The organism is Hymenobacter sp. BT491, from assembly GCF_014349165.1.
Classification (GTDB): Bacteria; Bacteroidota; Bacteroidia; order Cytophagales; family Hymenobacteraceae; genus Hymenobacter; species Hymenobacter jejuensis.
This window is the reverse complement of record NZ_JACSJJ010000001.1, coordinates 864,712-877,811: the sequence shown is the minus strand read 5'-3', so window position 1 is coordinate 877,811 and position 13,100 is coordinate 864,712. Positions and strand designations below refer to the sequence as shown.

General features: G+C 57.6%; 9 protein-coding genes. All 9 read right to left on the bottom strand.

The genetic code is table 11. From position 1 onward, the window contains the following. Positions 1–104: 104 nt before the first annotated feature. The gene (locus H9I52_RS03710; protein WP_187452706.1) at positions 105–3,263 is read right to left on the bottom strand and encodes a cyclic nucleotide-binding domain-containing protein; all 3,159 of its coding nucleotides are present in this window, start codon (positions 3,261–3,263) and stop codon (positions 105–107) included. A 61-nt stretch (positions 3,264–3,324) separates the two neighbouring features. Beyond that, positions 3,325–4,308 carry a YitT family protein gene (locus H9I52_RS03705; protein WP_187452705.1) on the bottom strand — a complete coding sequence of 328 codons (984 nt, stop codon included), beginning with the start codon at positions 4,306–4,308 and terminating at the stop codon, positions 3,325–3,327. Positions 4,309–4,625: 317 nt separating this feature from the next. Continuing rightward, positions 4,626–6,782: a tetratricopeptide repeat protein gene (locus tag H9I52_RS03700; RefSeq protein WP_187452704.1), complete on the bottom strand. Its 2,157-nt coding sequence runs from the start codon at positions 6,780–6,782 to the stop codon at positions 4,626–4,628. A 113-nt stretch (positions 6,783–6,895) separates the two neighbouring features. Further along, a complete protein-coding gene (locus H9I52_RS03695; protein ID WP_187452703.1) occupies positions 6,896–7,357 on the bottom strand; it encodes a hypothetical protein in 462 nt (153 codons plus the stop codon). A 171-nt stretch (positions 7,358–7,528) separates the two neighbouring features. Next, the gene (locus H9I52_RS03690) at positions 7,529–7,942 is read right to left on the bottom strand and encodes a hypothetical protein (RefSeq protein WP_187452702.1); all 414 of its coding nucleotides are present in this window, start codon (positions 7,940–7,942) and stop codon (positions 7,529–7,531) included. 197 nt (positions 7,943–8,139) lie between these two features. Beyond that, positions 8,140–10,392, bottom strand: a complete 2,253-nt coding sequence (locus H9I52_RS22950) for an ATP-binding protein (protein ID WP_262385932.1) — start codon at positions 10,390–10,392, stop codon at positions 8,140–8,142. Positions 10,393–10,545: 153 nt separating this feature from the next. After that, the gene (locus tag H9I52_RS03680; protein WP_187452701.1) at positions 10,546–10,872 is read right to left on the bottom strand and encodes a hypothetical protein; all 327 of its coding nucleotides are present in this window, start codon (positions 10,870–10,872) and stop codon (positions 10,546–10,548) included. Positions 10,873–10,925: 53 nt separating this feature from the next. After that, positions 10,926–11,810 (bottom strand): hypothetical protein, encoded by an 885-nt coding sequence (locus tag H9I52_RS03675; RefSeq protein WP_187452700.1) that lies wholly within the window; start codon positions 11,808–11,810, stop codon positions 10,926–10,928. Positions 11,811–11,828: 18 nt separating this feature from the next. After that, entirely contained in the window at positions 11,829–13,100 is a 1,272-nt protein-coding gene (locus H9I52_RS03670) for a hypothetical protein (RefSeq protein WP_187452699.1), read from the bottom strand.

Sequence of the window (13,100 nt, the reverse complement as noted above, 5' to 3'; positions counted from 1 at the left end):
CCTGTGAAATATAGCCTGATGTAGCCTATCCGGTGACCGCTTGGCAGCAAAAGAAAATAGGCGCTGCGCCTTTTTGCCCCTTACGACGGCACGAGTACCCCGAACTACATTTTGTCGTTCTGCTGGCGTAGGCGCTGGCAAAGCACTCGCATGATGTTGCGCACAACTTCGGCGCACTCCTCCATCACGTCGTAAAAGTCTTCCTGATCGATCCGAAACGCCACTACTGGCCCTAGTGCCACGGCAGAGGCCGAGCGGGCCTGGGCGTCGAGCAAGGCCAACTCACCAAAAAAATCGCCCTTTCGGAAGGTCGTCAGCTGGCGCTTGCCGTCGAAAATACCTACTTCGCCATCGCCCACAATGAACAAGGTAGTGCCGATGGCACCTTTGGCAAATATTTCCTGGCCGGGTTGAAAAGCAACTTCCTTCATGATCGGCATGATGGTGGCGAGCACGTTTTCGGAGGTTTCGGCAAAAAGCGGCGTGCCTTTCAGCATCCGGATGCGCTCCTGGGCCGAGTAAGAGGGGCCATTAGCTTGGTTGCTCATAAGCATCTGATTAACACATGGATATACCGAAACCAGATGATCGAAGGCGGCGGGGCGCTGCATGGGCAACTGCCGCAAGACAGCGCAGGCACTTTCCTGAATCAGCAGATTCGGACTTTGCAGAAGCGGGTACAGGTATTCGACAGTATTGGGCTGCGCATGCCACTGCCGCAGGGCCACGCTGATCGTCCACGACGAAAACCCCGCCGCCCCGCGGCGAACGATGGTCGTGTGGATGGGCTCCGATGAAAGCGACGGCCCCAGAATGCCCTCCAAAAGCTGCACTTTGTGACTGAGCCGGCCCACGTCGAGGAGCGCCTGCAAGCCTTGGTAAAGCGGCCTAGGAATCAGATTGTCCAGTATTTCCAGGGCGGTGAGCTGTAGTTCGCCGGTTGAGTGTTCTACGCCGCGGCGGGCTTCCACAATATATTGACGCTCATACATTTGCAAAAGCAGCCCAAAAAGGCGCCGCCGACAGCCGCGCAACTCGAAGTGCAGGGCGCTCCGGAGCTCGGCGTTGGCGGCCACCATGCCGTGCAGCAAATGCTTGGCCATGCGCAGCTCTTTCTCCACAAGCCGCTGAAAGACAGGGGAATCTTCGTGGGAGGAGGGAAAATGCGCTAGGGCCAGCAAAGCGGCAGCGCGGCCGTGTAGGTTGGCGCCCTGCACGACATCCACCAACACCTGCCGGGCCGCTGGCGTAGTCGGGCTGGCACAAACCTGCGCCAGCCGCCGCGAACATTGCTCGTCGGTTTCCTGCAGAAGCGCCTCTTTCAGCAGCGGCAGGGCAGCATCGCCAAGCCGCACCAAGCATTCGGCAGCGGGCTTGCGTACCTTTTTGTCGCTTACCAGTGCGATTAGCTGCGCAATTAACGTCGGGGTGGGCGTTTCGGCCACGGCGTGCACTGCTGCCTGCACCAAGGTTGGGTCCGGACTATGCAGGCTGGTAGTGACGAGCGCGAGCTGCTGCTCCGGGATCAGAAACCGAATCAGCGCCAGCGCCAGTAGCTGGGTGTCGGGGTCGGTCGAAGCAAGGAGCGCTTCCAGGCTGGTTTGTGCCAATGCATCGGCAGGTTGGTCTTCCAGCCGACCGATAAGGGCGCCCTTGCGCACAACCAGATCCGGATGCTGCAACAGATCATCGGCCTGTGGATGCCGTCCCACCAGCCGGCTGGCCATTTCTCGCAGCACAGGGTTGGGATCGTCGAGGGCGAGTCGGCGCAGCAGCGTGGGGTCAGCGTGGTGACCTACCAGCCGCAGAACCCGGTTGCGCACCCGGCTGTCGGCGTGGTTGAGCAGGTTTTCGGCGTGTTCGGCAAGTGCCCCAGAACCAGCCCGTTGCAAATGTTCGATGGCATCGAGCGCTTCTTCGTCGGGGTGTTGCCCCGGCTCGTCGGTTTCCGTAGCCGACGGAGCGTTTTCCAAAAAGCGTAAACCCAACGCGCCCTTCAGCCCTTCCAGATAATTCCGGTAGGCATGTTTCACCAAATACAGTGCCCCGAGCAGCAGCAGCGCCATCCAGACGAGCGGCACCCACTGGCTCAGCGCAGGCATCTGGCGCAGGCCAAATAATAGTAACCCACTCAATCCCAGCCCTAAAGGCTCATAAAACCCTTTGATCAGGGTATGGCTTTCCACGCGCTCGCGGGGTTTCAGGGGCTGATATAAGGTCTGAAAAATGGGCTCGAATAAGGCGCGGCGCAGGCTTTCCAGCACCAAATAAAAGCCACAAAAAAAGAGCATTCTGGCAGCAAACCCCGAGCGCAGGGCCGTCAGCGCGCCCGCCAGCAGCACACCCGCCAGCCCGGCGAGGGGCAGCCCGGCCAGCGCCCCGCGCACGCCCAGCCGGTCGAGGCCGTAGCGCGCCAGCACCACCTTGCCCACCAGTGCCAGCAGGTAGGTCAGGGCCAGCACCCCGCCCACTGTTTCCACTATACTCGGTTGGAGCGGCAGCCGGTTGTAGACGCTCATGAACAGGAAATACTCCACGCATACTGTCACAGCGGCCAACGCTGCCAAGCTGAAGCCCATGGCCCGAATCAGCTGATTACGGCCAAAACCGTGCTGTAGGAGTGATTTCGGCAACGGTCGGCCGGTATACGACGACTTTATCCGTGCGGCCGATTGCGCCTGCAGCGTGAACTGCTGCATGCGCCAGGCGCCCAGAAAGGCGCCGAAGGCCGCCAGCAGCAACGCCGACAACCCAAGATAGCGGTGCAGCAGCACTAGCAGTAGCGCACCCAGTCCTTTGCCCACGATGTCGCCGGAACTGATCACATTAAAAAGCCGCCGCCCCTGCCGCGCATTGAAGGAGGCTGAAGCTACCCCCCAAATTTGCAGATTGACAAGCAAATACGCCACGCGGTAACCGGCCATAATGGCCACCGCCGCGCCTACCGAAGGGGCATACCACCACAGCAGCCCAAGCCCCAACACGAGTACAATAGCTACCAGCAGCGCCCGCCCGGCCAGCTTTTTCAGTAGCAGCTGCTCTTCGAAGTAGGCATACACTCTGCCGACTACCAGCACCGCCAGTGCCCCGGCGCAGTAGCCCAAGGGCAGGTTGCGCATGGGCTGATCGTGCAACAGCACTACGTTGGCGGCCACAAACGCCAGAACGGTGCCCAGCCCAAGCAAAAAATTGTGCGCAAAAAACAACCAGACCGTCTTCGCCTCGCGGGGCCGTATTCCCAGAAAACGGTTCAACTTTTCCATTGAAATCCTTCTGCTTAAAAAGCCCCCGAACCAAGCCCCGACAGCCCAAAACAAGGGGCGGTCAGTGCAAGGCTCGCTTCTTGACCAACCCGCCTTTCGTATCGCTGATGCTTTGCATGACGATGAAGGCGTGCGGGTCTATTTTGCGTATTTCGTCGGTGAGCGTAATTACCTCTAAGCGAGTGATAACCGTAAAAATCGCTTCCACTTTCAGGTGTTGGTGGCCGTGAACGCCAAACCCTTGGGTGCACTCGTACACGGTAGCTCCACGGCGCAGCTTGTCGGTGATCATTTGCCGGATTTCGGTGCTGTGGAAGGAAATGACGGTCACCCCGGTGTATTCTTCAATGCCCACCAAAATAAAGTCCACGGTTTTGGCCGCCGACAAATACGCCAGGATGGAATACAGCGCCGTTTCGATGGACAGCAGCCACGCCGCCACGCCGAATATTATAATATTGATAATCAAGACGATATCCCCAATCGACATGGGCAATTTCCGGCTTAGGTAGAGCGCCAGAATTTCGGTCCCGTCGAGCACGCCGCCCCCGCGCATGGCCAGTCCTACGCCGGCTCCCAAGAAGAAGCCACCAAACACGGCAATCAGCAGTTTGTCGTGCGTGAGCGGCGGAAAGGAAACGATCAGCACCGCACCCGACAAGGCCAGAATCGTCACCAGCGTCTTGAGCGCGAATTTCCTGCCGAGGTGATAGTAGCCCAGGATGATAAACGGGATATTGATGAGAATAATCAGCAGCGAAAGCGATACACCTGTTAATTGATTGATTAACAAGGATATACCCGTAACACCCCCGTCAATGAAATGACTAGGAAGCAAAAAGCCTTTTAGGCCTAGTGCGGCCGAAAACACGCCGGCCACCAGCAGCACGCCATGCAGCAAAGCCTGCCGCACCCAGCGCTGCGACAGGTGATAAAGCAAATTGTACCCGGTGGCCGGAGGAGGCGCGCCAATAGGCGTGGCAAGCACCTGCCGGGCGAAATTCCTGGTACGGAAGCGCGGAGGAATAAGGTGTTCGAGCAACATCGCAACCAGGGAAAGCCAGGGCTGTGTCTCCTACCGATAATATCCCGACCAGCCGGCAACGAGCCGCTGGCCTAACCAAAAGAAAGTCAGCCACTTGCACACTATTCGCGCTGACGCCGAAGCCCCGAAGCGGTGAGCGGCCCTTCTCTGCGGGCAGTGATACGCACACGCTTATCCTACCTGCCGGGCTGTTGCCGGAGTGCGCTCAAAGTGCAAGAAACAGTCGCGAAGCGATTGGCCTTGCCTAGCGCACTGACGGTACAGCGGCAGTTATCAAATATAAAATTAATTTAATTAAATAGTCAAATAATGCTGCCTTACGCAAATACACTCTGCGGCTTGACCGGCAGCGAAATGACAAATTCGGTGTACTCGCCTTCCTTGCTTTCGACCGTGAGGGTGCCGCCGTGGCCTTTGGTGATGATGTCGTAGCTGAGCGAGAGGCCCAGGCCGGTGCCTTCGCCCGTGGGTTTGGTCGTAAAAAAGGGCTGAAAAATCTTGGCTTTGGCCTCTTCCGAAATTCCGAGCCCATTGTCGCGCACGCTGATGCGCACGGCATGCGTTGTACGCTGGGTGTGCACGGTCACTTCGGGGTGAAAAGTATCACCCGCCCGCTGGCGCTTTTCGCCTACGGCGTAGAAGGCATTAGTTAAGATATTGAGCAGCACACTGTTGACATCCTGCGGCACGACGGGCACCGGCAGCACATGCGGATCGAGTTCGGTGGTGAGGGCGGCCGTGAAGTCGGGGTGCTTGGCGCGCCAGCTGTGGTAAGCCAAGCGCAGGCTCTCTTCGCAGAGGGCGTTGAGGTTGGTGGGCTGCCGCTGCCCGCTACCGCCGCGCGAGTGCTCGAGCATCCGCTTGACGATGCCATCGGCGCGGTGGCCGTGCTGGTGAATCTTGGCTTGGTTCTGCACCAGTTCCTGCAACAGCAGCTGAATGGTCTGCCGGCGTTCCGGCGTCAGGGGCTCTTGGGCGAGCTCTTCTTCCAGCTCGGCCACGAGTTCCACACTCAGGTCGGCGAAGTTGGTGACAAAGTTCAAGGGGTTTTGCATCTCGTGGGCCACGCCGGCGGTTAGTTCCCCCAACGAGGCCATTTTTTCGCGCTGCACGAGTTGGGTTTGCGTGGTTTTGAGATCCTCCAGCGTGCGGTCAAGCGCGATGCTATGAGCTTCGATCTGCTGATTTTTCTCGTTGAGGTGGCGGTTGGTACGCTGCTTGAGGAAGATATTGCGGGCCAGCAACGCCGCCAGCGCCACCACCCCGCCCAGCCCGCCGAGCAGGGCGTTGCGTTTCTGCCGCTCCAGCTGACGAGCTTGGGTGAGCATAGTGATTTGGGCCTGCTTTTTTTCCAGCTCGTAGTTGTGGCGCAGGGCACTGGTTTGGCGTTGTATTTCCTCTCCCGAGAGCGAATCGTTGTACGCCAGATGCATCGTGCGATGGCGGTAAGCTTGGGCGAAGTTGCCTTGCTGTGCATACACCTGCGCCAGAATGTCGCTCGCGTCGCGCGCGTTCTCGACGCTACGCGTCCGCAGGCTGACTTTCAATCCATCTTGTGCCAGCGCAAGTGTACTATCCAATTCTTGCGCGTGTAAGTATATGCGCGCAAGGGTAAGCTCGACGGAAGGCAGGTTAAAGTCGTCGTGGGTGGCTTTTACCATTCGTCGCGCTCGCAACCCGTGAGCCAGGGCTGCGGCGTAGTTGCCCTGCAGCCGGTACACTTCTGCTAGGTTGGTTTCATCGGCCGCTTCTCCCACCTTATCCCCAAGCTGCTGGCTTAGCTTCAGGGCGCGCTGATGATAATGCAAGGCCTGTGGCCATTTTCTCAGCTTCTGAAATGATTCTCCCAGTCCATTGAGGGCCTGCAGTACCAGTTGTTTATCCCCTAGCTGCTGGCCGCTTTTCAGCACGGATTGCAGGATCGGAATCGCCTCTTCGTAGTTCTCCATTTTGACGTAGGCATCGCCCATGGAGACGTGCAGGTAGGCTTGGGTCTGCTGGTCCCCGACCTGTTCCGCCAAGGGCAGCCCTTTCAACGCAAAATCCACGGCCGGCTTTAGGTTGCCCGCCACCATATCGATCAAGCTCAGTTGCAGCCATGCTTTGGCTTGCCCCTGCTTATTGGACAAGCGTTCGAACAAGCGCAGAGCATGCCGGGCGTACCGCCGCGCCTCTTCGTATTTGGTTTGCCGGCGGTGCAGGGCGCTTAGCTCTAATAATGCCTGCGCTTCGCCCACACGGTCGGAAAGTTGCCGGGCCAACTCAAGCGCCTCTTTGCTCAGCTGCAAGGCCTGCGGAACATCGGCAATCTTCACCTGCCGGACTAACATCAGCAGCCTCCGCACACGGGTAGTGTCGGGTAGAGGCTGCTGGCGCAACAGCCTGCGCAGACTGTCGGACGCTGGCGTTTGGCTTAACGCGGGCAAAGCGGAAAAGACCAAACTCAGGAACAGCAGAATTACGGACGGCTTCATGCTGGCGGGTACTAAGAGGGCGCCAACAATCAAAGCTGTTGAGGCAAGCCCAGTTAAGTCATAATCAACTGCATATCAATTACTTAGTATCAGCACCACAACAACCAGTGTGCTCAATAAGTCTTTGACTGCGCAAACGGTGGATTATGAATAACGCCTAATGTTTCTGACTGGGTGAAGTCTTTCGGGTTTTTGAATAGGTATACAATTCCTACCGTAACTGTCCTCGATTCGCCAGTAGCTATATTAAATTCCTTCGCTTGGACATATGCCTTTAGCTCTAGGTGACTTGAAGACGTTAGGTCTGCAACGAACTTCTTGACTTTGTCGGCACTCGCAACACTTATTACTGGGTCCGTACTATCTTTAAAAAGAGGCTCTTGGCCTTCAGCCACCTTTACGAGGTGCAATCCCGAATCGTCGGTGCCCCAAATGGCATCCGTGGCGTTCTCAAGACTACTTCCTTGCGGAAGAAGCGTAGGCGGTGTTCCCAAACTAGCTGTAAAAGCAGTTACTACTGCTACCCATTCCTTAGCAGGAACTTGTCTTGTTTCGAGCGTACCCAGATCTGCCATGATGAAAGAGATATAGTAACAGATGAATAGAATGCGTCAATATAACCGATTATAAGGCATACAATAAATAATATGAATATATAATTACATCATAGTAAAAGCTACAGTAATACCAACTTGAAGCAAAGCGTCATGTTCACGGCAGGGTGATGGTTGCGTTGGTGCCTTCACTCAAAAACCAGGATTGTGAATGACGCTCATTTCCGGTTGATCCGAGTCCGAATCCAGGGCGCGGCTCGTGGAGGTGGCACCTGCTCTGATGGCGTTCAGTCCGCCAATCGGCAGGACGATGGGGTTGTCCGATGAATCGGAAGTGGGCGCATTAGCTGGCAGGTGTACATATATATTATCCGTATCGCTGACTACCCAGCCTTTGGAGTGCGAGGGGAAGGTGCGCTGTTCGGCCGGCGTTGGCTGGCGGTCGATTTTCAGCAGGTGCAGCTCATATTCGGGCAGTGTGAACACGGCCTCCGACGACTCAGTAAAGCGCGGCTGCTTGGCCAGTGTCCGGGTATAATAGTCGATGACGGGCTGCCAGCTATCAGCCGGAACGTCAATCTCAACAATGTGCGCAGAAGCTTCCATATGCAAGTAGGTTTAATGTGAAGAAAAAACGCGCGGACTAAAGCAATGAAGATAGCGAATAATTATAAGTAAATACTTGATTATTAATATACAAGCCTAATTAAGTACGCCTTGCAATCTTGTTTCACAGCGCGTCGGTTTCGGAAGCGGCGCAAAAGCCGAAGCACAACCAAGCAATAGTACCAATGCATTGATTATCAATCATATACTTTATCAACCAATGGAGTAGCGGAGTGGCTTTCCGGCTCATTGGGCAGGAGGATGGCGACCTCGGTGTACTCTCCCTCGCGGCTATCGATGGTGAGCGTGCCGCCGTGGCCTTTGGTGATGATGTCGTAGCTGAGCGAGAGGCCCAAGCCCGTGCCTTCGCCCGTGGGTTTGGTCGTAAAAAAGGGCTGAAAAATCTTGGCCCGCACGGCCTCCGGAATGCCCAGCCCGTTGTCACGGACTACAATTTCCACCTGCTTGCTTTGTCGCCGGGTGCATATTTTCACCTCGGGCTGATACCCTTGCGGGTGCCGACGGCTTTTTTCGCTCACGGCATAAAACGCGTTGGTCAGCAGGTTGAGCAGCACCCGGCCTAAGTCCTGAGGCACAACGGTCACGAGGCCCAGCGCAGGATCGAGATCGGGCACGCAGGCGGCATGAAAACCCTTGTCTTTGGCCCGCCGGCCCTCGTAAGCCAGGCGCAAGCATTCCTCGGCCAGCGTATTGAGGTCAGTAGGCTCGCGCACGCCCGAACTGGCCCGCGAATGCCCCAGCATGCCCTTCACGATGCTGGCTGCGCGGTGGCCGTGGTGCTTGATTTTTTGCAGGGTCTGGCTGAGGTCATCGGCAGCCGATAGCGCCTCTTCCTTGCGGTCGGCCACAACATCGGCTTTCAGGTCGTCGAGCATTTCGCGGCTTACTTCGGCGAAGTTGGTGACGAAATTGAGCGGATTCTGGATTTCGTGCGCAATACCGGCTGCCAACTCGCCCAACGACGCCATTTTCGCGCTTTGGATCAACTGGGTTTGCATCGTCGTCACCTCGGCCAAGGCTTTGCTGAGGTCGTCGCGCTGTTTGGTCAGGGTTTTCTTTTGCTGATTGACGCGTCGGTTGAGGGTTTGCAAATGCCGGTTGGTGCGCTGCTTGCGCCGGACGGTAAGCCACAGCCCCAACGCCAGCAGCAACAGAACGCCCAAGCCGCTGAGCAGCGCATACAACCGGACGCGCCGCCGAAACCGCTCGCCTTCGGCCTCTACTTTCAGGCGTTGCTGTTGCTCGGCAATGCTCACGGCAGTAAGCTCGCGCATCCGGCGCGGACTGTAGAGGCTGTCCTTAGCGGTTTGCATCAGCTGCACATAGGCCAGGGTGCTGTCGGCCTTCCCGCTCGCCTCAAATACCTGGGCCAGCAAGGTGCTGGCGCCCAACACTTCCACCATCCAGGATTTGGCGCGCCCGATGGTCAGCGTTTGGTGGGCGTAATAGCGGCAGGAGTCGAGTTGGTGGCGTTTCCAGAACAGCTCGGCTAGTGCGTTGTACGTTCGGCACGTTGCCCGCAGGTTATTGTCGGGCAAGGCCGCGGCCACGCTGCGCCGGTAGTAACGTAACGCCAAATCATCGCGGTTGGCGCGGGCATAAATCAGCCCCAGCCCGCGCAGTACCAAGGGCAAGGGGTTGCCGGAACTGGTCTGGGCAAGCCCCGCATGGCCCCTGATCAGCTGCAAGGCTTTCTGCTCGAAATACCGCGCCGAATCAAGCTGGTTGCGCATGGTGTACGAGGCGCCGATGTTGTGCAAGAGCACACCTTTTTCAGCGATCAACAATTGCGTATCTTGCTCATTAACAGATATTTGAGCATCATATAGCTTTTTTGCCCTGTGGAAGTAGCGAAGCGCCTGCGTGTAGTCAGTGGAGTTGGAATACGACAAACCGATCAGGAGCAGTGTCCGGGCTTCGCCCAATCGGTCGTGGCTGTTCTGGTTGAGCTGCAAGGCCCTAAGCTCCGTTCGGAGGCCCAGCGGCAGGTTGCCTTTTTCAGCAAGCACGTAACCGATGCGGGCCAAGCAGCGGCCCTGCCCTTTAGGGTACTTTATTCGGCGGGCCAAGCGCAGCCCCCGCTGGGCATACCACAGGGCTGAGTCGGGCAGGGAATATCGGAACGTGGTGCTGATATCGGCCAGCAACAATACCCGGCTGGTATCGGCCGGCGCTTGTCGCAGGGCGCGCTGCAAGGTAGCCGTATAGGGGCTCTGCGCCTGTGCAGGCACTGGGGTGCCCATAGCCAGCAGCCCGACCCACGCCCAGCACGCTGCCCAGCGACGGCCGGGCACACGGTACCAAGCGGCGACCGGGGCCGAATATGCCAAAAGCGAGCAAAGCACGAAGCGTTTCATGCGGCGAGCGGCAGAATAATCAAGATACTGATTATCAGCCATTGTCCACAGCAGAAAGAGTTTTTCTACCAAACAGCGCTTACGGATTAGCGGCAGCGCGTTCGGCCGCTCGCTGGCCGGGGGTTTGACCAACAAAAGCCCCAACTGCCAAGCCTAGCTCCGCATTTAAGAGCAAATTTCTTCTATACACAAGTATCTAATAATCAAATACTTGTGTATACTAATCTATTTTACTACCTGCCAGTCGGCCACTTGGCGGTACGACCCCAAGCGTTTGATGTCGGCCTGGAAGGTGGCGAGCTTGCGTGCTACGGCCGCATCCTCGACGTGGGCCTTGCCCGTGGGCTGGCCGCTCCAGCCGATTTGCCACAAAAATTCGTGGGATACATCATCGCCTTCAAACTCGTTTTCCCGCTCCAGCAAATGCAGATCCGTAACCTGACCCACGCGCGTGGAGCCTTTGTCGACGGCCGGAAAATACTCTTCGCGCATGAAGGTCACGAACGCCTCGAGGTCCTGATTTTTGGGCAGCTTTATGTGATAAATGATCATGGTATGGCTGTTTTGCTGGAGGAAATTTCTCGCTTGCCGCGCCCGCACCTTGCTTAGTTTCCAAGTTGCTCCAACTTCGTATCGGCAAACGTGGGCGGCATCAGCAGCTCGCCTTCTTCAAAATAGATTTGCCTGCCAACCTTAAAGCCCAGCTTTGCCGTTTGATTACCGGGCATTTGCACCAAGGCAGCCACTTGCTGCGCTTCCTTCAGGCGCTCGCCGGCTTGGTTGGCTTTACCCGGAATTGTGATTTCCAGGCCCTTGCGCAACTGCGCATCGGTGAGGCCGTGCCCATCGAGCTTGACCGATAACACGTGGTCGAAATCGGGCGGCTTGCTGATGTAGTGGGCCACAAAAGCTTCTTGCGTACTGCCAAACAGCAGGTATTTCATCTCCGCCAACTTGCTGGCCTGCGGATCGAATTTTCGGAAGTGCACAACGCGCTTGACCCTAACCTGCACGTCGTCCAGGCCCGGAATCACCTTGCCGCCGCGCTCTAGGTGGCCCCGAAAAACGCGGGCTTGAAAATCCGAAAGAAGCGGACTGCCAGCGCCCGCCGGAGCCAACCGCGACAGGACAAATTCGGCCGGATTGAGCGTATAGATCCGCACGTTCGCGTTCCGAAGCCGGTCGTCGCGATACAGTTTCTGCAAGTCCTGCCCGGCCTTCTGGAAAGCAACTTCCAGAATAACCTGATACCGATGCGGCGAGGTATACTCGGTGCGGCTGGCCGCGACGCTATCAAACATCGGCAGGTGCGACACATAGATAGCCTGCTCCCCAAACACCAGCATGTTGTGCGTGTTCGGTGCATCCTCGGCCAGCGGGCGGGCAGCAGCTTTTGCCAGCCCGCCAGGACCCGTTACCGCCAGGGTCGCCGTTAGGGCACAGACGTATTCAAGAAACGATCGGCGGTCTATCCCACGTAAATCATTCATAATCTTGAAGTTATGTAATTATATCGTGTGTAGCCACCGCGTCACGGAGCCGGCAGCCCGGTTGGCCACCACGGCGCCTCGCACGGAGTATGGTGGCGGCCCAGAAGCCCGCAGCGCTTTCCGCACCGACTTGATGCGCAGCCCGTTGGGCGGGCTCTTGGGGGAATAGCCGTTGATGCGGAAGAAGCAGAAGATGCGATGATCGTTCTTGGGGTCGCCGCCGATGCGCGCTACGTGCACTTCGCCGTCGGTGGCGGTGATATTGAATTTCAGGGCAATTTCCTGCTGCGCTTCGTTCGGATCGTAGATGTAGAGCGTCACATCCTGCCCGCTTTTTTCGTAGGCGTACGCCAGTACTTGGTGGTTGGTGCCGATGTCGAGGTTGTCCGTTTGAATCAGCCCGACCGGCGACAGGCGGCCCGCGTCGATATCAGCCTGAATTTCGGGAAACGCCTCGCGATACGTCACCCAGGAGCGGCCTCGGGTAAAGCCGGCGGTCTGGATTACGCCTTCGTCACCGTTGGGGTAATGAGGCGACGAGTAGCCCAGAAACCGATGCCCCTGCCCCCCGACGTCGAAGCTGTCCCAGAGGCGGTCGCGGATGTAGCCAAACAGTACATCGTCGCGCAACACGGGGCTGCTGGTGCTTTCAGGCGGAAATAAATGCTGCGCGTAATAATCCATGACGGTGTACACCATGCCGCCGCACAGCCCGGCGTCGGCGTGCGTGATGGGCACAAAGTTCTCTTCGATGACCCTGTCAATCCCCAGCTCGCCCAGTGGGCCGGGCAGCGAGTCAAACAGCGCGTTCCAGAGAAACCCGAGCGAGATTACGGGCAGGCCGCTATCCCATTTGTTTTTGAAGGCAAAGCCGCGCCCCCGCGCGTGAAAATTGGGCACGCTGCGCCGGGCCGTGCGGCGCAGCCGGATGTCGAGCTCCGCTTCGTGCCCTTGCCCACCGGAGTGCGTGACCTCCCAATTGGCCGGTGCCCAGACGTGAAACGTGTTGCCAAACTGCGATTCGATCAGCGGGCTGTCCCAGTGAATGTACAGTTCGCCGCCATCCGGAGCCTCGATCTGATACCGCACGCGGCCTTCCGTGCCGGTAACGGCTTGGTCGATGGGCACAATGTTACCTTCGCCCTGAAACCCTTTGCGCTCACCGGGCCCAATCGTGGGCGGCGGATTCCAGTCGGGGGTAAAATCGCCATGCACAATCTCTTCGTCGCTGAACGTCAGGGCGGCGTCCGTTTCGTTGCTGACGAATATCTTCATTCTGATACGGCTCAT

What these genes read in the sequence shown, in the direction of transcription:
- H9I52_RS03710 (WP_187452706.1), bottom strand. Translation starts at nt 3,263, where the DNA reads ATGGAAAAGTTGAACCGTTTTCTGGGAATACGGCCCCGCGAGGCGAAG.
- H9I52_RS03705 (WP_187452705.1), bottom strand. Translation starts at nt 4,308, where the DNA reads ATGTTGCTCGAACACCTTATTCCTCCGCGCTTCCGTACCAGGAATTTC.
- H9I52_RS03700 (WP_187452704.1), bottom strand. Translation starts at nt 6,782, where the DNA reads ATGAAGCCGTCCGTAATTCTGCTGTTCCTGAGTTTGGTCTTTTCCGCT.
- H9I52_RS03695 (WP_187452703.1), bottom strand. Translation starts at nt 7,357, where the DNA reads ATGGCAGATCTGGGTACGCTCGAAACAAGACAAGTTCCTGCTAAGGAA.
- H9I52_RS03690 (WP_187452702.1), bottom strand. Translation starts at nt 7,942, where the DNA reads ATGGAAGCTTCTGCGCACATTGTTGAGATTGACGTTCCGGCTGATAGC.
- H9I52_RS03680 (WP_187452701.1), bottom strand. Translation starts at nt 10,872, where the DNA reads ATGATCATTTATCACATAAAGCTGCCCAAAAATCAGGACCTCGAGGCG.
- H9I52_RS03675 (WP_187452700.1), bottom strand. Translation starts at nt 11,810, where the DNA reads ATGAATGATTTACGTGGGATAGACCGCCGATCGTTTCTTGAATACGTC.
- H9I52_RS03670 (WP_187452699.1), bottom strand. Translation starts at nt 13,100, where the DNA reads ATGAGCCGTATCAGAATGAAGATATTCGTCAGCAACGAAACGGACGCC.